This window comes from Bradyrhizobium sp. SZCCHNPS1003, from assembly GCF_032381555.1.
Lineage (GTDB): Bacteria > Pseudomonadota > Alphaproteobacteria > Rhizobiales > Xanthobacteraceae > Bradyrhizobium.
Genome location: NZ_JAUHIU010000002.1, coordinates 340348 through 362728, shown reverse-complemented (window position 1 = coordinate 362728; position 22381 = coordinate 340348). Strand labels below are relative to the sequence as shown.

The 22381-nt window shown below is 64.7% G+C and carries 16 protein-coding genes; 10 read left to right on the top strand and 6 right to left on the bottom strand.

Annotated features, from left to right (window positions below):
* The first annotated feature begins 36 nt into the window (after nt 1-36).
* Nucleotides 37-1002: an amidohydrolase family protein gene (locus QX126_RS05325; RefSeq protein ID WP_315774258.1), complete on the top strand. Its 966-nt coding sequence runs from the start codon at nt 37-39 to the stop codon at nt 1000-1002.
* Between the two features lie 161 nt (nt 1003-1163).
* On the top strand, nt 1164-1460 hold the full coding sequence (locus QX126_RS05320) for a hypothetical protein (protein WP_315774273.1): 297 nt from the start codon (nt 1164-1166) through the stop codon (nt 1458-1460).
* A gap of 192 nt (nt 1461-1652) precedes the next feature.
* Here the strand turns inward: QX126_RS05320 and QX126_RS05315 are convergent, their stop codons facing one another.
* Both QX126_RS05315 and QX126_RS05310 read right to left on the bottom strand, forming a co-directional pair.
* Complete coding sequence (locus QX126_RS05315; protein WP_315737331.1) at nt 1653-2777, bottom strand: fatty acid desaturase; 1125 nt, start codon at nt 2775-2777, stop codon at nt 1653-1655.
* 300 nt (nt 2778-3077) lie between these two features.
* The gene (locus tag QX126_RS05310; RefSeq protein ID WP_315779726.1) at nt 3078-4157 is read right to left on the bottom strand and encodes an AI-2E family transporter; all 1080 of its coding nucleotides are present in this window, start codon (nt 4155-4157) and stop codon (nt 3078-3080) included.
* A gap of 25 nt (nt 4158-4182) precedes the next feature.
* Here QX126_RS05310 and QX126_RS05305 point away from each other — a divergent pair, with 25 nt between their 5' ends.
* From QX126_RS05305 to QX126_RS05270, 8 genes are all read left to right on the top strand, one after another.
* Nucleotides 4183-4368: a hypothetical protein gene (locus QX126_RS05305; RefSeq protein ID WP_315779724.1), complete on the top strand. Its 186-nt coding sequence runs from the start codon at nt 4183-4185 to the stop codon at nt 4366-4368.
* Between the two features lie 569 nt (nt 4369-4937).
* Nucleotides 4938-6113 carry a transporter substrate-binding domain-containing protein gene (locus QX126_RS05300; protein WP_315776512.1) on the top strand — a complete coding sequence of 392 codons (1176 nt, stop codon included), beginning with the start codon at nt 4938-4940 and terminating at the stop codon, nt 6111-6113.
* 14 nt (nt 6114-6127) lie between these two features.
* Nucleotides 6128-6751 (top strand): ANTAR domain-containing response regulator, encoded by a 624-nt coding sequence (locus tag QX126_RS05295; RefSeq protein ID WP_315779722.1) that lies wholly within the window; start codon nt 6128-6130, stop codon nt 6749-6751.
* A 240-nt stretch (nt 6752-6991) separates the two neighbouring features.
* The gene (locus QX126_RS05290) at nt 6992-7867 is read left to right on the top strand and encodes a nitrilase family protein (RefSeq protein WP_315757691.1); all 876 of its coding nucleotides are present in this window, start codon (nt 6992-6994) and stop codon (nt 7865-7867) included.
* Between the two features lie 46 nt (nt 7868-7913).
* The gene (locus QX126_RS05285; protein ID WP_315772551.1) at nt 7914-9074 is read left to right on the top strand and encodes a substrate-binding protein; all 1161 of its coding nucleotides are present in this window, start codon (nt 7914-7916) and stop codon (nt 9072-9074) included.
* 62 nt (nt 9075-9136) lie between these two features.
* Nucleotides 9137-9973, top strand: a complete 837-nt coding sequence (locus tag QX126_RS05280) for a branched-chain amino acid ABC transporter permease (protein WP_315772549.1) — start codon at nt 9137-9139, stop codon at nt 9971-9973.
* 46 nt (nt 9974-10019) lie between these two features.
* Complete coding sequence (locus QX126_RS05275; RefSeq protein ID WP_315779720.1) at nt 10020-11783, top strand: ABC transporter permease subunit; 1764 nt, start codon at nt 10020-10022, stop codon at nt 11781-11783.
* On the top strand, nt 11780-12481 hold the full coding sequence (locus QX126_RS05270; protein WP_315737322.1) for an ABC transporter ATP-binding protein: 702 nt from the start codon (nt 11780-11782) through the stop codon (nt 12479-12481). Before QX126_RS05275 ends, QX126_RS05270 begins: the two co-directional genes overlap by 4 nt.
* Here the strand turns inward: QX126_RS05270 and QX126_RS05265 are convergent.
* The 4 genes from QX126_RS05265 to QX126_RS05250 form a co-directional block, all read right to left on the bottom strand.
* Entirely contained in the window at nt 12478-15600 is a 3123-nt protein-coding gene (locus QX126_RS05265) for a CusA/CzcA family heavy metal efflux RND transporter (protein ID WP_315779718.1), read from the bottom strand. The genes QX126_RS05270 and QX126_RS05265 overlap by 4 nt on opposite strands.
* A gap of 42 nt (nt 15601-15642) precedes the next feature.
* The gene (locus QX126_RS05260; RefSeq protein WP_409999073.1) at nt 15643-16881 is read right to left on the bottom strand and encodes an efflux RND transporter periplasmic adaptor subunit; all 1239 of its coding nucleotides are present in this window, start codon (nt 16879-16881) and stop codon (nt 15643-15645) included.
* Nucleotides 16882-18030: 1149 nt separating this feature from the next.
* Complete coding sequence (locus QX126_RS05255; RefSeq protein ID WP_409999078.1) at nt 18031-18558, bottom strand: REP-associated tyrosine transposase; 528 nt, start codon at nt 18556-18558, stop codon at nt 18031-18033.
* A 119-nt stretch (nt 18559-18677) separates the two neighbouring features.
* Nucleotides 18678-22304: an error-prone DNA polymerase gene (locus QX126_RS05250; RefSeq protein ID WP_315779713.1), complete on the bottom strand. Its 3627-nt coding sequence runs from the start codon at nt 22302-22304 to the stop codon at nt 18678-18680.
* Nucleotides 22305-22381: the final 77 nt, after the last annotated feature.

Sequence of the window (22381 nt, the reverse complement as noted above, 5' to 3'; positions counted from 1 at the left end):
CCACAATGCACGCGCCAAGCCCTGGGAAGGATCGCCATGCTGAACCGCCGCAGCCTGCTGCTCGCCTCGCTTGCCGCCGGAGTGACGATGACCACGACAGCCGCGCGCGCCAAGCCGGCGCAACCTTCGACCCCGGTCGATTTCGACGTGCCGCCACAGGCCTGCGACTGCCACACCCACATCCACGGCGACCCCGAAAAATTTCCGTTTGCGGCGAGCCGGGTCTACACGCCGGAGCCGGCCCTGCCCGACGAGATGGCGGCGCTGCACAAGGCTCTACATATCCAGCGCGTGGTGATCGTGACGCCGAGCGTCTACGGCACCGACAACTCTGCGACGCTGTACGGCATGAAGGCGCGCGGCAATGACGCGCGCGGCGTCGCGGTCATCGACGACAAGACCACCGAGGCGCAATTGGATGCCATGCATGCCGAGGGCTTCCGCGGCATCCGCCTCAATCTCGCGACCGGTGGCATCAACGACCCCAATGTCGGCCGCGCCCGCTTCCATGTCGCGGTCGAGCGGATGAAGGCGCGCGGCTGGCATGTCCAGCTCTACACCAACACGGCGATGATCGCGGCCATCAAGGACCTCGTGATGCAATCGCCCGTGACGGCCGTGTTCGATCATTTCGGCGGCGCGCAGGCTGATCTCGGCCTCGGGCAGCCGGGCTTTGCCGATCTGGTCGAGCTCGTCCGCAGCGGCAAGGCCTATGTAAAGATCTCCGGCGCCTATCGCGCCTCGACCCGCGGCCCCGACTACGCGGACGTGATCCCGTTCGCGAAGGCCCTGATCGAAGCCAACCCCGATCGCATCGTCTGGGGCACCGACTGGCCCCACCCGGATTCGTCGCCGCATCCCGAATTGAAGGTCACGGATATCAGGCCGTTCTATCCGATCGACGACGGCCGCCTGATGAACCAGCTGCCGGTCTGGGCCCCCGATGCCGCGATCCGCAAGAAGATCCTGGTCGACAATCCGGCGCGGCTGTATGGGTTCTGAAAATCCGTAGGGCGGGTTAGCGCAGCGTAACCCGCCGCACGATGCTACGCCGCCCATTGGCGGATTACGCTCCGCTAATCCGCCCTACATACTTTGATTGCGAGCGCAGCGGCGCAGCGAAGCAATTCAGAGCTACACCACACCGAGAACCATAGGTGCTCATGATTTGGAATGTGATTGATCGGCGCAGTCGTCCCTACCGTTGGAAATTCGTGACAGCCATCGTCGAGGCCGTCGAGCACGACAACAGCTGCGCCGACGCCGACCAAGCCGACGAGGCTCCGGTGTCCCTGGTCGTAGATTACGACAAGAGAGAAGGCCTATCTGTTTGCGAGGCCATTCAATGGGCCAACGCACAGCGATGTCCCGTCACGCTCTACATCTATGATGCTGATGGAGAGACGACGGACAACCATTTTCATGCCTGCGGCGCACGCTTCGACGTCAACGACAAGTAAATCAGTCCGCAGGGCGGGCGAGCGCAGCGGCGCAGCGAAGCAATCGTAGGGTGGGCAAAGGCGCGCTCCACCGCGATCTCGGCTTGCACCGCAGTATCGCGCGCCGTGCCCACCGCCGTCACGCACCGGCGCCGTTGGTGGGCACGCGCCGCCTGACGGCGTCGCTTTGCCCACCCTACGATTCCCGGGGCTCTAGCGCCTCGCCATCCTGGCTTCGCGGAACGACACCAGCCGGCGCTGCGACTCGTCCCACAGCACCAGCCGGACGCAGCGCAGGCTCTCCGGCAGCGTGATGCGGCCGATCTCGCGCAGCTCGGGATGATCGCGCAGCACGACCGGCAGCCGGTAATAGGGAATCCGGCTCGAGAGATGGTGGACGTGGTGGATGCCGATATTGGCGGTCAGCCAGTGCAGCCATCCCGGCAGGTCGTAGTGTGAGCTGCCGTAGAGCGCGGCCTGCTGCATCGTCCAGCGCTCGTCCCGCTCCCAGACGGTGTGCTCGAACTGATGCTGGACATAGAACAGCCACACGCCGGCCATGGCGGCGAGCAGCATGATCGGGAGATGCACGACCAGGAACGCCTGGATGCCGATGAGCCACATCAGCCCGGCAACCACCAGGGCAATGCCGAAATTGGTGGCCATCGTGCTGATCCAGGGCGACCAGCCGGCCCGCATGAGACCGAACGGCAGACGGTGCTGCAGGAAGAACAAATACGCAGGCCCTGCCACGAACATGACCAGCGGGTGGCGGTACAGCCGGTAGCGCAGCCGCGCCCAGGCCGACCGCGCCTGATATTCCCGCACGGTCAACGTATCGATGTCGCCGATTCCGCGCCGATCGAGGTTGCCGCTGGTGGCGTGGTGGATCGCATGGGTGCGCCGCCACCAGTCGTAGGGCGTCAGGGTCAGCACACCGAGGACACGGCCGACCCAGTCGTTCGCCTGACGCCCGGCGAAGAAGGTGCCATGGCCGCAATCGTGCTGGATCATGAACAGACGCACCAGGAAACCGCCGGCGGGGATCGCGATGAGCAACGAAGCCCAGGCATGGCCGAGCGAGAACGCGAACCAGGCGGCCGTCCACAGGGCCACCAGCGGCACGGCGGTGATCACCAGCTCGGTCACGCTGCGCAGGCGGTTTGGCGTGCGGTAGCTGCTGAGAATCTGCATCCAGTAGCGGGCATCGGCCGCGGCGCGGCCCTCGTTATCGCCGGCGCGCAGCGTGGCGCGGTCCTTGGGCGGCACAATCGCCATCGCGACTGGCTGATCGAACTGCAATGTCGTCTCCACCTTGTGTTCTTGGCGATCGCGCATGGCGAGACCGCGGCCAAATGGACCCCTGCGGACCGCCGAACAGGCTGCAGGAGTTCGAAATCACGAGCTATCGTCGGTTTAACCGCCGTCGAAGCCAAATGGTTCATCGTGCGCCTGACAACGAACCGCTCTGGAAGAGAAAGTCTGGGACGTGGACGCCCGTCAGGAGACGGGTAAAGAGCGCATGCGGCGGATCAATGAACTTAACCCGTCGAACGCCTCATGGCTAGGAGAGGACGGGTTACGATCCGTTAATCCGCCCGATGAAATGCGCGCTCCACATTGTGCACCGCGTTCCCCTCATCCCGTCCCGCGCGTGGCATCCGGCGCCAAGGCCCTCTCACAGCGCGAGGTCGAGAAGATGTCCCAGATCGCGATGAACATTGCCGCGATCACCGGCCCGATGACGAACCCGTTGAGGCCGAATGCCTCGATCCCGCCCAATGTCGAAATCAGCACCACATAGTCGGGCATCTTGGTGTCCTGTCCGACCAGGATCGGACGCAGGACATTGTCGACGAGACCGATGACGAGGGCGCCATAGGCGATCAGGACCACACCCTGCCAGATCGATCCGATGGCAAGGAGATAGAGCGCGACCGGAAACCAGACGAGGCCCGCTCCCACTGCCGGAAGCAAGGACAGGAAGGCCATCACGACTGCCCACAGCAGGGGCGCGTTGATGCCGAGGAACCAGAACATCAGGCCGCCCAGCGCGCCTTGCGCCAGAGCGACGAGCAGACTGCCCTTCACCGTCGCGCGGATGACCACGATGAACTTCCGCAGCAGCGCATCGCGTTGCTCCGGGCGCAGCGGAATGGCGCTCTTGATGCGCTCCGATAGCGTCTCTTCGTCACGCAGCAGGAAGAACAGCAGATAGACCATGATGAACAGATTGACGAAGACTTCGAACGTACCCTGTCCGATCACGAGCGCCTGGCTCGCAATGACCTCGCTGCCCTTCAGCAGGACGGCCGACAGCTTGCCCTTCATTCCGGCGAGGCTGCCGAGTCCGAAGCGATTGAGCAGATCGACCACCCATGTCGGAAGCGCGGCCAGCATCTTCTGGAAGTACTGTCCAATGTCGAGCTGACCGGACTGCATCTGTTTGTAGACTCCGGAGGCCTCCTGCGCCAGCGACGCCCCGATCAGCGACAGCGGAAGGATGACGATCACGACGAACATCAACACCACGACGGCCGCCGCCAGGCCGTGTCGGCCGTGCATCGACCGCGCCAACCAGCGGTGCAGCGGAACGAAGACGATGACGCCGATGACGCCCCACAGAACCGCGCCGTAGAACGGCAGCAGGATCCACCCGAACATCAGCGATATCGCGACGAGCAAGAGAAGCAGGGCTCGGTCTTCGAGGCTACGCATCTGGCTTTCCTAGCGGACCGGGACCATGAGTTGGACCGTTCCTTCCTCCACGGCGGACGGTTTGCCGCTTGGTCGCGAAATGGTCAACGTTCGAATTCGACTTTGGCCCCTGCCACGACGCGACGTTGCCGGCGAAAACATGCTCCAGAACGCCGAATTTGTCTGCCGTTCCAGCAACAACGCCGATTTCAAGAGCCTGCTCGAAAAATAAAGTTCTTCTGAAAATCCGCAAATCAGGCGTATAAGGTCCGCGTTCCGGTCCGGATGAGGGGCGTACGCGTCGTCACGAAACGTGGGCCGGCAATGCGGTGGACGCGAGGGCATCGGCGCGCATCTGTGCGGACGAGCGATGCGCTTCGCGGACGTGAAATCGCGTGGTCCTGGCCTCCCGGTGCTGAGGCTGGAGGTTGCGGAGTCCTGATGAGCTCCGCGATCGACGGGGTCAATCAAGCCGGTCCCCGGGGAGATCGCGTATAAGCGTTAAAACCTCCGCGCAGGGAATGCCGGGATGTCTCGGCTGACCTGTGGTGACTGCCGCCTGCTTTTTTTCTGCAGGCGGGCCATGGGTGCGGCCAGCGCCCGGCATTCCCTGCGCCCTCATCATTGTCGAGGGCCCGCCTGATGCATGATCCGGACGCCCTGGCGTCGCGGCGATGCTGCGGCTTGCCTGATCGGGATCCCCGCCTGCGGCCCCACCCCCGGTTGCCAAGCGCACGGCGAGCCGCAATAGTCCGCGCTTCCGAGCCGGCCCGACCGGCCCGTTGACCTGGAGGCATGATGATGACGACGAGACCGGCCGCAAAATCATCCGACAAGGATGTCTGGCGCGTCGGCGTGCTGTTCTCGCGCAGCGGCCTGATGGAGGTCACGGAGTCCGAGCACTTCTTCGGCACCGCGCTGGCGATCCAGGAGATCAACCGGGACGGCGGCGTGCTCGGCCGCGAGATCGAGGTCATCGCCTATGATCCAGGCTCGCAGCCGGAAACGTTCCGCAAGCTCGCCGACCGCCTGCTCACCGAGGACGGCGCCTCCGTGATCTTCGGCTGCTCGACCTCGGCCGAGCGCAAGGCGGTGCTGCCGGCGATCGAGCGTCGCAACGGCCTGCTCTGGTACCCGTCGCTCTACGAGGGTTTTGAATATTCGCCGAACGTGATCTACACCGGGCCGGCGCCGAACCAGAACGCGTTCCAGCTCGCCGAATACATCGTGCGCAAGCACGGCCCGCGCGTCTATATGATCGGCTCGGACTACATCTACCCGCGCGAATCCAACCGCATCATGCGCGACCTCGTCGAGTCCTATGCCGGCCGCGTCGTCGGCGAGCAATATGTGACGATGGAGGCGACCGACGCCGAACTCGCACGCGGGCTCGACTCCATCAGGAACGCCGCGCCCGACGTGGTGTTCTCGACCATCGTCGGCCGTACCGCGCAGCGCTTCTACCGGATGTATGCACAGGCGGGCTTCGATCCGAAGCGGCTGCCCATCGCCAGTCTCACAATGGCTGAAGGCGAGGTCCGCGCCATCGGCGCCGAATACTGCGCGGGTCACCTCACCGCGGCGAGCTATTTCGGTACGCTCGCGCGCGACAGCAACGACCGCTTCAAGGCGGCGTTCGCCGCCGCCTTCGGCCCCGACAAGCCGGTCAGCATGTGGAGCGCCTCGGCCTATGCGCAGATCAAGCTGTTCGCGCTGGCGCTGGCGCAGGCGGGCAGCCTCGACACCCAGAAGCTGGTGGAAGCTGCGCTCGGCCTCAGCCTCGATGCGCCGGAGGGACCGATCCGGATCGATCCCGACAACAACCATGTCTGGGTGACGCCGCGGATCGGGCGCGTGCGCGCCGACGGCCAGTTCGACATCGTCTGGGAGAGCAAGAGCCCGATCAAGCCCGATCCCTATCTTTCGGTGTCGCCGATTGGCGGCCGCTGGCTGAGCGAAGAGGCGCTGTCGGCATGAGGCCGGATGACCGCATGAAGCCCGGCGTGCGCCGCCTCATCGAGGAGCTGCGCGGCGCCCGCGTGCTGGTGATCCATCCACGCGACGCCGAGGGGGACGCGCTGATCGACCAGCTCAAGCGCATCGGCTGCAACGTGCGCGGCGTATGGCCGCCGCCGGCCACGATCCCGCACGACATCGACACGGTGTTCCAGCTGATCGAGACCTCGGAGGAGATGATCTTTCCGGAAGGCACCAGCGATCATCCCCTCACCTTCATCGCCATCGTCGACTACGAGAACCCGACCATCCTGAAGCGACTGCTCGACAGCAATGCACATGGCGTCGTCAACAAGCCGATCCGCTCGTTCGGCATTTTGTCGTCGCTGGTGCTGGCGCGCTCGCTGCGCGGCTACACGCGCCGCCTCGAAGGCAAGGTACAGAAGCTCGAGGAGACCTTGAAGGCGCGGCGCGACGTCGACAAGGCGGTCAAGATCCTGATGGGGCTGAAGCAGGTCGGCGAGGTCGAGGCTTACGAGCTGATCCGCGCGCAGGCGACGCAGAAGCGCGTCGCGATGGCCGACATCGCAATCTCCATCATCAATGCACAGGAGACGCTCGGAGGACTGGGGGTGCTGGATGCGCCGGCCTCGCGCTGAGCGGGTGTTTCCGCGCTCATGCGTTGGGCAGCCGCGGCCCGAAATTTTTGCAGCCGATGGCGTTGACTTCGTATCAAGCATGGGAATTACTTGAGGCCATCGCGGACATCGGATGTCCGCCAATGGCCGGTCGGCCATTTCACATCAGGCTATGCAGCCCTCGCATTGCGCCGCAAGGCGCAGTCGGGGGCTTTTTGTTTGGCGCGCGCGGACCTCGCGAACGCAACGGAGACTCGTGCCTTGACGACGGATGACGACAGCAAAGTGCGGATCGCCTGCATCCAGATGCAGCCGATGGTCGGCGAGTTGGCAACCAACCTCGCCCACAGCCTCGATCTGATCCAACAGGCGGTGGCGCAAGGCGCCAAGCTCGTGGTGCTCCCCGAGCTTGCCTCCTCCGGCTACGTGTTCAAGTCGCGCGAAGAGGCCTTCGCCGCCTCCGAGACTATCCCTGGCGGTCCCGCCGTGACGGCCTGGAGCGAGATCGCGGCCGAGCACGGCCTGCATCTCGTGGCCGGGATCTGCGAGCGCGACGGCGCAAAGCTCTACAACAGCGCGGTGCTGATCGGGCCGAAGGGCTACATCGGCACGTTCCGCAAGGTGCATCTGTGGAACGAGGAGAACCTGTATTTCGAGCCCGGCAATCTCGGCTTTCCGGTCTACCACACCGAGATCGGCCGCATCGGCATGGCGATCTGCTACGATGGCTGGTTCCCGGAGAGCTATCGCCTCAACGCGCTGCAGGGCGCCGATATCGTCTGCGTGCCGACCAACTGGGTTCCGATCCCCGGCCAGGCGCCGGGCCGCGAGGCCATGGCCAACATTCTGGCGATGGCGGCGGCGCATTCCAACTCGATCTTCATCGCCTGCGCTGACCGCGTCGGTGTCGAGCGCGGCCAGCCGTTCGAGGGCCAGAGCCTGATCGTCAGCTACACCGGCTGGCCCGTCGCCGGCCCCGCGAGCCGCGATAAGGAGGAGATCGTGATTGCCGACGTCGCGCTCGGCGAGGCCCGCCGCGCCCGCAACTGGAACGCCTTCAACCAGGTCCTGCGCGACCGCCGCTCCGACGTCTATGACGAGATGCTCGGCAGCGAGGTCAAACGGGGTTGGTACTGACTGCTTCACGACAATTTTCATTTCGACCATTCACGGAGGACCATCGATGACGTCGCGTTTGATCACCACCTCGCTGGCGCTCGCCCTTGCGGCAACAGCCCTCTCGCCTGCTCTGGCTGCCGATCCGATCAAGATCGGCGTCCCCGTCGGCCTGTCCGGCGCCAACTCCGTCGTCGCTCCCTCGGTCGTGCAGTCGGCCGAGCTCGCAGTTGAGGAGATCAACGCCAAGGGCGGCGTGCTCGGCCGCAAGCTCGCGCTCGAGGTCGCCGATGACGCCTCGGGCGCCGCCGGCGCGCAGAAGGCATTCGACGCCCTGATCTTCCAGAAGAAGGTCAACGTGCTGATCTCGATGGAGACCAGCGCGGCCCGCAATGCCGGCCTGCCGATCGTCGCCCGCGGCAAGACGCCCTACATCTACACCTCGTTCTACGAGGGCAAGTCCTGCAGCCCCTATCTGTATGTCAACGCCTGGGTGCCGGACCAGCAGGTGCCGCCGATCGTCGACTACTTCAACAAGGAGAAGAAGGCGAAGAACTATTTCCTGATCGGCTCCGACTACGCCTTCGGCCGCGGCATGCTCGGCTTCACCAAGAGCTACATCGAGAAGACCGGCGGCAAGGTGGTCGGCGAGGAATATCTGCCGATGGATGGCTCCGACTGGACGTCGATCATCTCCAAGCTCAAGGCATCGGGTGCGGACGCGCTGATCACCTCGACCGCGGGCGGCGCACCGAACGTGACCCTGACGAAGCAGTTGCGCGCCGCCGGCGTGAACCTGCCTTACGGCAACCTCGCCGTCGACGAGGGCACCGCCAAGGGCATGGGCGCTGATGCCGCCGGCATCTTCCTCTCCGCCTCCTACGTGACCGGCATCGACACGCCCGCCAACAAGACGTTCCTGGCGGCGATGGCCAAGAAGTTCGGCGCCGAGCTCAAGACGCCGAACGATCTCTCGGTCCCGGAATATGAGGCGGTCTACGCCTACAAGGCGGCGGTCGAGAAGGCCGGCAGCACCGACCAGGACAAGGTCCTGAAGGCGTTGGCCGAGGTCTCGGTCGACGGCCCGCGCGGCACGATCAAGATGGACAAGCAGCGTCATGCGCCGCTGACCATGTATCTCGGCCAGGTCCAGGCCGACGGCAGCGTGAAGGTGATCCAGAGCTTCCAGAACGTCGATCCCGGCGCGCAGTGCCCGGGCAAGTCCTGATCGCGTATGATGACGGCGAGGCGGACCGTAGTCCGCCTCGCACCTCTCGACTGGAAATGACTATGCTGACCGTCGCCCTCGATGCCGTCACGACGGCCGCCATGCTCTTCATCATCGCCGCCGGTCTCCTGATCGTGTTCGGCGTCATGAAGATCATCAATTTCGCCCATGCCGCCTTTCTCACCGTCGGCGCCTATGCCGCGCTGGTCGGCACGCAGTTGAACCTGCCCTGGTTCCTGATCCTGCCGCTTGCCTTTGCTGCCGGCGCCGTCTGCGGCGGGGTCACCGAGGTCGTGATCGTGCGGCGTCTCTACAAGCGCCCGCTCGATGCGATCCTCGCCACCTGGGGACTCGGAATCGTTCTCGGACAGCTCATTACGTTGATGTTCGGCCGCGAGGTCCAGTTCGTGCAGGCGCCAATCTCAGGCACGATCCATCTGTTCGGGGCGGACTATTCGGCCTACCGGCTGGTGATGATCGTCGCGGCCATCATTGTCGGCCTGCTGTTCACCGCCCTGCTCAACGGGACGCGGCTCGGCCTGTCGACCAAGGCCGTGATCATGAACGAAATGCTGGCGCAGGGCCTCGGCGTCGATTCCTCGCGCGTCAGGCTCATCACCTTCGCGCTCGGCAGCGGGCTCGCTGCGCTTTCGGGCGCGCTGATCACGCCGCTGTCGAGCGTCGATCCGAACATGGGCGTGCCCTGGCTGATCGGCGCGTTCATGCTGGTCATGGTGTCCGGCGGCTCGCTGCTGGCACTGGCCGGCTCCTGTGCCGTGCTCGGCACGCTGCAGGTGCTGGTCTCGACCTTTGTCAATCCGATCCTCGGCGGCCTTACCATTGCGATCTGCGCCGCCATCGTGCTGCGGATCCGGCCGGAGGGTTTTGCCCGTGCCTGATGCGCGTCCCCTCGCCTCGCCCGAGACGCCCGCAATGAGCCGTGCGATGCCGCGCATGATCGTCCCGGTGGTGCTCGTGGCCATCGCGGCCGGCGTGATCGTCATCGCGCCGCTGCTGCTCGATACCTACCTCGTGAACATCCTGGTGCGTGCCTGCTTCGTCGCCATCGCCGCCATTACCGTCGACATTATGTGGGGCTATTGCGGCACGCTGACCTTCGGCCAGTCCGCGTTCTTCGGCATCGGCGCCTATGCGCTCGCCATCATGTTCACCGAATATGGCTTCGGCACCTGGCAGGTCTGTGCCGCGATCGCCGCCGCGGTGACGATCGCTGCAGCTGTCGCAGCTTTCACTGGCTGGCTGTCGTTCTATCCCGGCTCGACACCGCTCTACGCCTCGGTGATCTCTCTGGTGGTGCCGATCGTGCTGGTGCAGATCCTCTATTCCGGCGGCACCTTCACCGGCTCGTCCAGCGGCCTCGTCGGCTTCGAGAGCTTCGATCTGGAGATCGAGACCTGGCTGCGCCTCGCCGGTCTCGGGCTGCTTGCCACGGCCGTGCTGGCGCTCATCCTGATGCGCAGCGACACCGGGCGCCTGCTTGCAGCGCTGCGCGACAACGACGCGCGCTGCACCTATCTCGGCATCGACACCTCGCGGCTGCGCATCATCGTGCTCGTGCTGTCCGCGATCGTGTCTGCGCTCGCCGGCTTCTTCTACGCGGGCTTCGGCGCCGTCGCCGCGCCCGAGAACGCCAGCTTCACTTTCGGCACTAACCTCGTGATCATGGTCGCGCTCGGCGGCCGCGGCACCGTGATCGGTCCGGTGATCGGCGCGCTTTGCATCGAGGTGGCGAGCGCCTACCTTGCCAATAGCCTCCCCTATGTGTGGGAGCTGATCGTCGGGCTTGCGCTGATCATCGTGATCCTTGTCTTCCCGGACGGCCTGCTTGGCGCTGTGATGCGCCTGTTCAAGCGCGGTGGTTCGGGACGGAGCACTGCGACGACGCTGCGCCCGGCCGCCGCCGCCACGGCGGTCAGCAATCCGGACGCCGTTGCAATCGAAGTTCGCGCGCTCGGCAAGCATTATGGCAGTCTCGCAGTGCTGGACGGCGTGCAGTTCACGGCATATCGCGGCGAATTGCTGAGCCTCGTCGGTCCTAACGGGGCCGGCAAGACCACCTTGATCCGTTGCCTCTCCGACGGCCGCGAGCGCTCGACCGGCGACGTCGCGATCGCCGGCCATGACATCGTACGGCTGCCGCCGGATAGCGTCGTCCGTTTTGGTCTCGGGCGCAAGTTCCAGACGGCTTCGGTGTTCGAGACGCTGACCGTCGCCGAGTGCCTGCGCGTCGCGCGGACACATGCTGATCCTCCTGCGCTGACGTCGCGCGCGGTGACGCTGGTGCTGCCGCCTGCCGCCATGTCGGTCGTCGAACGCTCCGGGCTCAGCGAGCGCCTCGACGAGGAGGCCCGCAATCTCAGCCATGGCCTGAAGCAGGCGCTCGAGCTCGCGATGGTGCTGTCGCTCGAGCCCGACGTGCTGCTGCTGGATGAGCCAACCGCCGGACTGACGCGCGCCGAGCGCCAGAGCTTCGCCGATATCCTCACCGCCCTCGCCCGTCGCGACCGGCTCTGCATACTCCTGGTCGAGCACGATCTCGATTTCGTCCGCGAGATCTCCTCGCGCATCATCGTACTGCACCAGGGCCGGCTCGCGCTCGACGGCTCGGTCGACGAGGTCGTGAACAGCGATCTGGTACGCGAGATATATACCGGCCAGCACGCGCCGCATGCGGAGGCCACGGCATGAGCGCGACGCTGGAAGTCACCGAGCTGGCGAGCGGCTATGGCTCGTCGGAGGTCATCAGCAATGTCGGCTTTGCACTGGCAAAGGCCGAGACGCTTGCCATCGTCGGCAAGAACGGCATGGGCAAGACCTCGCTGCTCAAGGCCATCGTCGGCTTCCTGCCGGCCTGGCGCGGCCGAGTGAAACTTGCAGGCAAGGACGTGACGCGGGTGGCGCCGCATCTGAAGCGGAAGATGGGGCTGGTCTATGTTCCCCAGGAACATGCGCTGTTCCAGGACCTGTCGGTGCGCGACAATCTCAGACTTGGGGTGCTCACGGACGATGACATGACCGCGCGTTTCGAGCAGGTCGGCGGCTGGTTTCCGGTGCTGACCAAGCGGCTGAGCCAGCGGGCCGGCACGCTGTCCGGCGGCGAGCAGAAGATGCTGATCGTTGCGCGCGCGCTGATGGCGAAGCCCGACGTGCTGCTGCTCGACGAGGTCACGGAAGGTCTGCAGCCGTCCGTCGTCGATCGGCTGTCCGAGGTGCTGGTGCGGGTCCGGCGCGAGATCGGCACCTCCATGATCGTGGTCGAGCAGCATCTGCCGTTCGCGCTTTCGATCAGCGACAGATACCTCGTGTTCAAGCGCGGCGAGATCGTCGATGCCGCCGCGGTCGATCGTGACTCCGCCGCGCGCATCGACGAGCACATGCGCATCTAGCGGACCCGTCGCCGCGAGAACAGCGAGATCAGGACCGGCAGCGTGATGAGGATGACCACCGGCGCCAGCATCATGCCGGTGACCACGACGATCGCAAGCGGCTTCTGCACCTGCGAGCCGATACCGGTCGACACCGCGGCCGGCATCAGGCCGATGCCGGCGACGACGCAGGTCATCAGCACCGGCCGAAGCTGCAATTCGCCGGTGCGGATGACCGCCTCGATGCGGTCGACGCCCTCGTCGATCAGCTGGTTGAACTGCGACAGGATGATGATGCCGTCCATCACGGCGATGCCGAACAGCGCGATGAAGCCGATCGCGGCCGACACGCTGAACGGAATGCCCGACAACACGAGGCCGACGACGCCGCCGAAGATCGCCATCGGGATCACGCTCATCGCCAGCAGCGTGTCGACCATCGAGCCGAAATTGAACCACAAGAGCACGCCGATCAGAGCGAGGCTGATCGGCACCACGATCGACAACCGTTTGATTGCGTCCTGCAGATTGCCGAACTCGCCGACCCACTCGACGCGTGAGCCCGGCGGCAACTGCACTTGCTCGGCGACCTTCTGCTGCGCCTCCTGGATCGCACTGCCGAGATCGCGCTCGCGGACCGAGAACTTGATCGGCAGATAGCGCTCCTGCTGCTCGCGATAGATATAGGCCGCGCCCGAGACCAGCTTGATGGTCGCGACCTCGCTCAGCGGAATCTGGGTGATGCCGTTCGGCCCCTGCGCGCCGATGCGCAAATTCTCGATCGCCTCCGCACTCTTGCGATATTCCGGCGCCAGACGGACGATGATCGGGAAATGCCGGTCGCTGCCCGGCTCGTAGAGATCGCCCGCAGTGTCGCCGCCGATCGCCACCTTGATGGTGGCGTTGATGTCGCCGGGCGCCAGCCCATAGCGTGCAGCCTTGGCGCGGTCGATGTCGATCTGGACCGTCGGCTGTCCGAGCGAGGTGAACACCGCAAGGTCGGTGACGCCCTGCACGGTGGACAGGACCTGCTTGATCTTGTTGGCGGTGTCCGTCAGCGCCTGCAGATCGTTGCCATACAGCTTGATCGAATTCTCGCCCTTCACGCCGGAGACCGCCTCAGAGACGTTGTCCTGCAGATATTGCGAGAAGTTGAACTCGACACCGGGAAAGCGGTCGTCGAGCTGCTTCAGCAGCTCCGCAGTGAGCTGGTCCTTGTCCTTGGTGCCGGGCCAGTCCTTGACCGGCTTCAGCGGCGCGAAGAACTCGGCATTGAAGAAGCCCGCGGCATCGGTGCCGTCGTCGGGACGGCCGTGCTGCGAGACCACCGCATCGACCTCGGGCCGCGCGCGGATGATCTTGCGCATCTCGTTGACGTAGGCGTTGCCTTCCTGCAGCGAGATCGTCGGCGGCAGGGTCGCACGGATCCAGAGATTGCCCTCCTCCAGCTTGGGCAGGAATTCCAGGCCCAGCAGTCGGCCAACCACCACCGTCAGCAATACGAGGCCGATCGCGCCGGTCATCACCAGGTTGCGATTGCCGACAGCCCAGCGCAGCACCGGCGAATAGATCGCGTGCAGCAGCCGCATCAGGCGCGTCTCGGTCTCCTCGACATGCGCCGGAAGGATGATCGCACTGAGCGCGGGCGTGACCGTGAAGGTCGCGAGCAGACCGCCGGCGAGCGCATAGGCGTAGGTGCGCGCCATCGGCCCGAAGATGTTGCCCTCGACGCCGCTGAGCGTGAACAGCGGCAGAAACGCGGCGATGATGATGGCTGCGGCAAAGAAGATCGAGCGCGACACGTCCGCCGCGGCCGACAGGATCGCGTGGCCCTTCATGCCCATCATCGTTTCCGGTGAGATGTGGCTCTCCTCGGCTGCCGATAGCGGCGTGGTCTGCGTCAGCCGGCGGAAGATCGCCTCGACCATGATCACCGTGGCATCGACGATCAGGCCGAAATCGATTGCACCGACCGACAGCAGGTTGGCGGACTCGCCGCGCAGCACCAGGATGATGACGGCAAAGAACAGCGCGAACGGAATGGTGGCGCCGACGATCAGCGCGCTGCGCAGATTGCCCAGGAAAATCCACTGCAGCAGCACGATCAGGCCGATGCCGACCACCATGTTGTGCAGCACGGTGTGGGTCGTGGTGTCGATCAGGTCCTTGCGGTCATAGATGCGCTCGATACGCACGCCCGGCGGCAGGATCGTCGAATTGTTGATCTGATCGACCAGTTGCTCGACGCGGGCGATCGTCGGCGAGCTCTGCTCGCCGCGCCGCATCAGCACGATGCCCTGGACGATGTCGTCATTGTTGTTCAGGCCGGCGATGCCGAGCCGCGGCTTCTCCGCCACCGTGACATTGGCGACGTCCTTCACCAGCACCGGGTTGCCGCCGCTCTGCGACACCATGGTGTTGGCGAGGTCGTCCATCGAGCGGATCAGGCCGACACCGCGCACGACCGCCGACTGCGTGCCGATCTCGACCGTGTTGCCGCCGACGTTGATGTTGGAGTTGCCGACCGCCTGCAAGAGCTGCGGCAGGGTCAGGCCGTTCGCGACGAGCTTGTTGAAGTCGACCTGGATCTCATAGGTCTTGGTCTTGCCGCCCCAGCCGGTGACGTCGATGACGCCAGGCACCGCGCGGAAGCGGCGCTGTAGCACCCAGTCCTGCAAGGTCTTGAGGTCGAGCACGCTGTAGCCCGGCGGACCGCGCAAACGATAGCGATAGATTTCGCCGACCGCGCTGAGCGGTGAGATCTGCGGCGTGACGTTGCCCGGCAGCGGCGACAGTTGCGACAGGCGATTCAGCACCTGCTGCAAGGCTTCATCGTAGGTGTAGTCGAACGAGAACTGCAGCTTGACGTCGGACAGGCCGTACAGCGAGATCGTGCGGATGGTGCGCAGGTTCTTGATGCCCGCGACCTGGGTCTCGATCGGGATCGTAATGTAGCGCTCGATCTCCTCGGCCGAGAGGCCGGGGCTCTGCGTCACGATGTCGACCATCGGCGGGGTCGGATCTGGATAGGCCTCGATGTTGAGCTGGCGGAATGCGATCAGACCTCCGATCAGGACGGCGACGAACATTCCGACCATCAGGAAGCGCCGCTGAACGGCGATGGCGACGAGACGGTCCATTCAGATCGGCACTTTCAGGAAGACAGGCAGGAGAAGCGCATGTCAGCTGCCCGAGGCTGCGCGATCGATGAACAGGCTGCCCTTGGTGACGATCTGCTCGCCGGCGCTCAGATTGCTTTCGACCGCGACCTGATCGCCATTGATCAAGCCGGTCTTGATCTTGCGCAACTCGATCGACTTGTCGGGGCGGGCGACCCAGACGCGGACCTGATTGCCTTCGTAGATCAGCGCCTGCCGCGGCACCGCGACCGCGGGCTGTTCGCCTGGCGAATAGATCGTCACGTTGGCGAACATCTCCGGCTTCAGCTGGCCATCCTTGTTGTCGATGGTGGCGCGGACCAGGAGCCGCCGGGTCGCCGGGTCGATCGATGCGGCGACGTAGTTGATGCTGGCCTTGAGCGGCCGGCCGGGCAGCGCCAGCACGTTGACGAGAATCTCCTCGCCGACGTTCACCAGCGCCGCATCGCTCTCGCGGACGAAGGCCGTCAGCCAGACGGTGGAGAGATCACCGATCACGAATACCGGGTCGCTCGCACCGGAATTGACATATTGTCCAGGGCCGACCTTGCGCTGCACGACCGTGCCGGCGATCGGCGAGTAGATGGTGATCTCGCGATCGATCACGCCCTTGCTCTGGAAATCGGTGATCGCGGCCTCGGTGAAGCCGAGGATGCGCAGCTTGTTGCGCGCGGCCTCCAGCGCCGTTTGTGACGACCGCATGTCATTCTGAGCCTGAACGGAGGTCGCCTCCGCCTGCTGGAAATCCTTCAGCGGGATCGCCCGGCCTTCGAACAGGTCCTTGGCGCGCTTGTACTGGATGTCGGCGAGGTCGAGGGCAGACTTCGCCTTGTTCATCGCGGTGATGGCGGCGATGAAATCGTTCTGCGCCTGCACGGTGTCGGCGGCCTCGATCACGAACAGCGGCTGGCCCTGGCGCACGGTTTCGCCGGGACGGGCGAGCAGCTTGGTGACACGGCCGGCATAGGGCGAGAAAACCGGTGTCGAACGATCCTCGTCGACGGCAACCTTGCCCTCGGTAATATGCTCGGCACGAAATATCTTCTCGCACACCGGCTCGATCGTCAGCGTCGACCATTCCGCCGCCGATGGCGTGAAGCTGGTGCCGTTGCGTTTGGACTGGCTGGAGAGCTCGATATTGTCCTTCGCAGCCGTTCCCGACCGGACCTGCATGTAGCCATAGCCGCCCGCGCCGGCCATCGCCAGGGCAGCAAGGCCGATCAGCAGCCGCTTGGTGCTGAGCATCTGCGGAGATGGGTTCATGTCAGACGCCATGGCTGGTCAGATCGGCTCGCTTTATCGGTCGACGATTCCGGCTCTGGCGGTCTCATCGTTGCGCTAATAGTGCGGAACTGGAGCTTTAAACAACCTAAAAATCGCCCAACCCGCCTCTGTTTTGCTTTAAAAATTTGAAAGTTGAACGACAGCCGTTCAGCCTGCATTCAGCTGGTTCCGGGCAATCGCGGTTTCACCGCGACGCACCATGGACGCATCGAGCGCGCGGCGGATCGCCGTGACGGTGTTGCCAGTCTGTAGGCCAACCTCCGCGGGTACGCACCTACTCCAGCCTGACGCCCATGCTCCGGATTTGCGTTCCAGCTCGGACGGGCTCGCAACGTTGCGCGTGTCCGCAAAAATCGGGTCATGGTTTCCATGGCCCTGCGATGGGTGATGGTCCATCGTGCGATCATCCGTTGCAGCTTCGATCCGTTGACTGTGACACGCACATGAAGACGTCGTCTCGCGGCGCGGATGCGCCCGAGTCTTGCCGATCGTTTCACCCTCTCGTGAAGAGGGCGCAGGGAAGGCCAGGCGCCGGCTGACGCCTGCGGCCCGCCTGCGAGAAAAAATGCAGGCGGCAGGTACCACAGGTGCAGCCGAGAACGCCCGGCCTTCCCTGCGCGATGGTTTTCACGTTTACTGCGTACTCTCCCCGGTGTCCGGCTTTTAGCCACCGTCGCCGGCGGGATCATCACCCGCGGACTTGGCGCCAGCATCGGGGCGCCAGGACCATACGCCTTCACGTCCGCAAGCCTGCCGTTCGTCCGCGCAAGGCCTCGCCCCACGCTGCGGCATCTCACAGCCATCGCTCCCCGCCCCGCGTGTCGTGACGATCGCGCGCAACGCCCCTTCTTCGATGGAGCGGGATGGGCGGAATAGAGCATAGTTTCTGAAAAAAAGAAAGTAGAATTTTGGGGCGCGCACGTCGAAATTTCTGGAACTCTGAATCGCGTCGCTGCGCTCCTCCCAGATGAGGTGGGTATCGTACCGCGGCCGGTGGGCACGTCGCGACGCGCGATGCGCGCCGCGTCTTTGCCTACCCTACGCACAGCGGCTCATGATGAAGCCGTAGGGTGGGCAAAGGCGCTTCGGGCGATGCGAAGCATCGCACGAGGTGCCGTGCCCACCGTCTCACTCCCCAAACGAACCAGCAATCTCCTTGACGTCTCCTCCCCAATCGGCGGCGAGCCAGCCGCGTTCGACGAAGCGATGGAAGCTGCTGTGCGGCCAGTCTGCGACCCGGGAGACATGATCATGCTTGACGGGATTGAAATGGATGTAGTCGATATGGCGCGCGAGATCGGCATCATCGCGAATGGCATGCTCCCAATAGCGGCGCTGCCAGATTCCCTTCTCGCGTTTGGCTGAGAGGCTGCGCGAATGCTTCTGAGACTTCAGACCACGAGAGAAGCCGCTCTTGATCAAAGCCCAGCGGATCGGATAATCGGCGTCGTCGTCTCGCAATGCCCAGACCACATGAAGATGATCAGGCAGCACGCAGATTGCGATCGTTTCGAAGGGGCGTCGTTCTTGGGCGACGCGATAGCAAGATCGGAAGCGATCGATCTGTTCGACGAGCAGATGACTCGTGCGATCTTCCAGGACGACCGTAAAGAAGAATAGGCCGCCTTTGATGGACGCTCTGCGATAGTTCGGCATCATCAGTTCCATCTCGCTCTGCGGCCGGTGGGCACGTCGCGACGCGCGATGCGCGCCGCGTCTTTGCCCACCCTACGAGATCACGTTTAACTGCAACGTCGCGACCTATTCGCTGACCCTCAATGAAAATCCCGCGAGCGCGGCAGGATGCGGACGTTGCGGGGGTGGCTGACGCGCTGGGAGGGAGTGTCGAGGTGATCGCGGCGGTCGTCGTTGAGCGGCTCGGCCGGCATCGGGCCGTGCGGCACGGCACCGAGACGATCGTTCGACAACAAGGCGAGATCGGCGCTGCGGTCGACCAGGCGCTCGGCGACGAGATGCACGACCTTCTCGGGGCTGCTCTGGATGCGGCCTTCGACCAGCACGAGGCGCGCGCCCATCACCTCCTTGCGGAAGGTCTCCATCACCTTCGGCCACACCACGATGTTGGCGATGCCGGTCTCGTCCTCCAGGGTCATGAACACGACGCCCTTGGCGCTGCCCGGCCGCTGCCGCACCAGCACCACGCCGGCGCAACGGACGCGACGGCGGTCGTTGGCGTGGTTGACGTCGCGGCAGGCCAGCACGCCTTCCGTCGCGAAGCGCTGGCGCAGGAACTCCATCGGGTGGCCCTTCAACGACAGGCGGATGGTCTGATAGTCCGCGACCACGTGCTCCGGCAGCGGCATCTCCGGCAGCGGCTTGGCGCCCTCGTCCGGCTGCTCGCGGGCGATCGCGGCCTCGAACAGCGGCAGCGGCACATCGTCGGGCAGCCGGCGCACGGCCCAGAGCGCGGCACGACGGTCGAGCCCGAGCGAGCGGAACGCATCGGCATCGGCCAGCAGCAGCAGCGCGCGCTTGGGCAGAGCGGTGTCGCGGGCGAAGTCTTCCAGCGAGGTGAAGGGCCCGCGGGCGCGCGCCTTGATGATGCGGTCGGCCCAGTCGTCGTCCTGGAGAAAGATGCCGGCCTGTCCCTCGCTGTCATTCCTGGGCAACGCAACAGCGTCGAGCGCTCGAAACGTATCAATGGCTTGTGAGTAAAGAACGCCTCCTTCCGCAGCGTCATTCCGGGGCGCCTGGAGGGCGAGCCCGGAATCTCGAGATTCCGGGTTCGATGCCCCGGTCAAAACAGCTTCGCTGTTTTGACTCGTCGCATCGCCCCGAAATGACGGTGGGGAGAGAGCTTGCGCATCATCCTGCAATGACCATGCGGAAGCGACTTGTGCCTCGCTCCGCATCACCTCCGACAATCGCTTGATCCGCTCCTCGTCGCGGTCGATCCAACGGAAACCGTCGATCTGGCGGAAGCCAAGGCGGACGGCGCAGTATTTGCTACCCATTTCCTCCAGGGTGTTGTCGGCGAAGCTGTGGGACACGTCGATGCTCCGGATCTCGACGCCATTCTTGCGGGCGTCGCCGACGATCTGCGCCGGCGCGTAGAAGCCCATCGGCTGCGAGTTGAGCAATGCGCAGCAGAACGCGTCGGGATGGAAGCATTTCAGCCAGGACGAGACATAGACGAGCTGGGCGAAGCTCGCGGCATGGCTTTCCGGAAAGCCGTAGGAGCCAAAACCCTTGATCTGGTCGAAGCAGCTCTTGGCGAAGGCCGGATCGTAGCCGCGCGCGATCATGTTGCCGACCATCTTCTCCTCGTAGGAGCCGATGGTGCCGACATTGCGGAACGTCGCCATCGCGCGGCGGAGGCCGTTGGCCTCCTCGGGCGAGAACTTGGCGGCCTCGATCGCGATCCGCATCGCCTGCTCCTGGAACAGCGGCACGCCCAGCGTCTTGTGCAGCACCTTGTAGAGCTCGTCTTTCGGGCCGTTCGCCGGCGCTGGATAGCTGACCTTTTCGAGACCGTTCCGGCGCCGCAGATACGGATGGACCATGTCGCCCTGGATTGGTCCGGGCCGGACGATCGCGACCTCGATGACGAGGTCGTAGAAGGTGCGCGGCTTCAGCCGCGGCAGCATGTTCATCTGCGCCCGGCTCTCGACCTGGAACACGCCGAGCGACTCGCCCCGCTGCAGCATTTGGTAGACTTCGTTGTCGTCCTCCGACCGGATATCGGAAAGCACGTATCGCTGGCCCTTGTGATCGGCGATCAGGTCGAAGCATTTGCGGATGCAGGTCAGCATGCCCAGCGCCAGCACGTCGACCTTCATCATGGACAACGCGTCGACGTCGTCCTTGTCCCATTCGATGAAGGTGCGATCGTCCATCGCGGCATTGCCGATCGGCACGTAGCTGTCGAGCCGGTCCTGGGTCAGCACGTAGCCGCCGACATGCTGTGACAGGTGCCGCGGAAAGGTGATCAGCTCCGATGCCAGCTCCACGGCGCGGCGGATCATCGGATTGGTTGGATCGAGCCCGGCCTGGCGCACCTGCATGTCGGAGAGGCCGTCGCCCCAGCTGCCCCACACGGTGTCGGCGAGCACGGCGGTAACGTCCTCGGTCAGTCCGAGCGCCTTGCCGACGTCGCGGATGGCGCTGCGCGGGCGATAATGGATGACGGTGGCGATGATCGCCGCGCGGTGCCGGCCGTAGCGGCGATAGACATATTGCATCACCTCCTCGCGTCGCGAATGCTCGAAATCGACGTCGATGTCGGGCGGCTCCAGCCGCTCCTTGGAGATGAAGCGCTCGAACAGCAGATCGATCTTGGTCGGATCGACCGAGGTGATGCCGAGCACGTAGCACACGGCCGAGTTCGCCGCTGAGCCGCGGCCCTGGCACAGGATGCCCTGGCTGCGGGCGTAGCGGACGATGTCGTGAACCGTGAGGAAATAATGCGCGTAGTTGAGCTCGGCGATCAGCGCCAGCTCCTTGTCGAGGACTGCGCGCAGGCGGTCGTCGAGATCATCACCGAAATAGGTTTTGGCGCCGGCCCAAGTCAGGTCCTGCAGATGCCCCTGCGCGGTCTTGCCCGGCGGCACCGGCTCGTCGGGGTACTGGTATTTGAGCTGGTCGAGCGAGAAGACGATGCGGTCGGTGAAGCGGATGGTCTCGGCAATCGCACCGGGATGATCGCGGAACAGCCGCGCCATCTCGTGTCCCGGCTTGAGGTGGCGCTCGGCATTGACTTGGAGCCTTCGGCCGATGGCCTCGATCGAGGCTTTCTCGCGGATGCAGGTCAGCACGTCCTGCAGCATCCGCTGCTGGGGATGATGATACAGCACGTCATTGGTGGCGATCAGCGGCACCTTGACCGATGCGGCGAGACGCGCCAGCCGCGCCAGCCGGCGGCGGTCGTCGCCACGATAGAGCAGGCTGCCGGCGAGCCACACGCCTTCGGCGCGGCTGTCCTTCAGCCGCGTCAGGACTTCGCTGATGACAGCCTCGTCGAAGCGATGCGGCGGCATCAGCACCAGGAGCTGCCCCTCGATGAAATCAAACAGATCCTCGAAGGTCAGGCGGCAGTCGCCCTTGGCGACCTTGTCGAGATCGCTGCCGCGCTTGCCGCGGGTGAGCAGCTGGCACAGCCGGCCGTAAGCGGCGCGGTCGCGCGGATAGACGAGGATATCCGGCGTGCCGCAGGTGAAGACGAGACGTGCACCGTACAGGAGCTTCGGCTTGTCCTTCAGCCGGTCATTGCCGAGCTCGCTATAGGCGCGCACGATGCCGGCCAACGTGTTGTGATCGGCGATGCCGATGGCTTCGAGGCCGTACGCGGCGGCCTGGTGCACGTAGTCCTGCGGATGCGAGCCACCCTGCAGGAAGGAGAAATTGGTGGTGATGCCGATCTCGGCATAGGGGACGGGGATCATGGCGCGACCGCGCAGGCTGTTTCCGTGACAGCGCGTTGCCCGCCTCCTGCAGGTGATTTGCCCCAACGCACCGGCTT

Excerpts from the sequence above, each read along its gene's own strand:
- QX126_RS05305 (WP_315779724.1), top strand. The coding sequence starts at position 4,183 with ATGAGTTGGACCGTTCCTTCCTCCACGGCGGACGGTTTGCCGCTTGGT.
- QX126_RS05250 (WP_315779713.1), bottom strand. The coding sequence starts at position 22,304 with ATGATCCCCGTCCCCTATGCCGAGATCGGCATCACCACCAATTTCTCC.
- QX126_RS05275 (WP_315779720.1), top strand. The coding sequence starts at position 10,020 with ATGCCGCGCATGATCGTCCCGGTGGTGCTCGTGGCCATCGCGGCCGGC.
- QX126_RS05325 (WP_315774258.1), top strand. The coding sequence starts at position 37 with ATGCTGAACCGCCGCAGCCTGCTGCTCGCCTCGCTTGCCGCCGGAGTG.
- QX126_RS05300 (WP_315776512.1), top strand. The coding sequence starts at position 4,938 with ATGACGACGAGACCGGCCGCAAAATCATCCGACAAGGATGTCTGGCGC.
- QX126_RS05280 (WP_315772549.1), top strand. The coding sequence starts at position 9,137 with ATGCTGACCGTCGCCCTCGATGCCGTCACGACGGCCGCCATGCTCTTC.
- QX126_RS05255 (WP_409999078.1), bottom strand. The coding sequence starts at position 18,558 with ATGCCGAACTATCGCAGAGCGTCCATCAAAGGCGGCCTATTCTTCTTT.
- QX126_RS05295 (WP_315779722.1), top strand. The coding sequence starts at position 6,128 with ATGAAGCCCGGCGTGCGCCGCCTCATCGAGGAGCTGCGCGGCGCCCGC.
- QX126_RS05270 (WP_315737322.1), top strand. The coding sequence starts at position 11,780 with ATGAGCGCGACGCTGGAAGTCACCGAGCTGGCGAGCGGCTATGGCTCG.
- QX126_RS05320 (WP_315774273.1), top strand. The coding sequence starts at position 1,164 with ATGATTTGGAATGTGATTGATCGGCGCAGTCGTCCCTACCGTTGGAAA.
- QX126_RS05265 (WP_315779718.1), bottom strand. The coding sequence starts at position 15,600 with ATGGACCGTCTCGTCGCCATCGCCGTTCAGCGGCGCTTCCTGATGGTC.
- QX126_RS05310 (WP_315779726.1), bottom strand. The coding sequence starts at position 4,157 with ATGCGTAGCCTCGAAGACCGAGCCCTGCTTCTCTTGCTCGTCGCGATA.
- QX126_RS05315 (WP_315737331.1), bottom strand. The coding sequence starts at position 2,777 with ATGCGCGATCGCCAAGAACACAAGGTGGAGACGACATTGCAGTTCGAT.
- QX126_RS05260 (WP_409999073.1), bottom strand. The coding sequence starts at position 16,881 with ATGAACCCATCTCCGCAGATGCTCAGCACCAAGCGGCTGCTGATCGGC.
- QX126_RS05285 (WP_315772551.1), top strand. The coding sequence starts at position 7,914 with ATGACGTCGCGTTTGATCACCACCTCGCTGGCGCTCGCCCTTGCGGCA.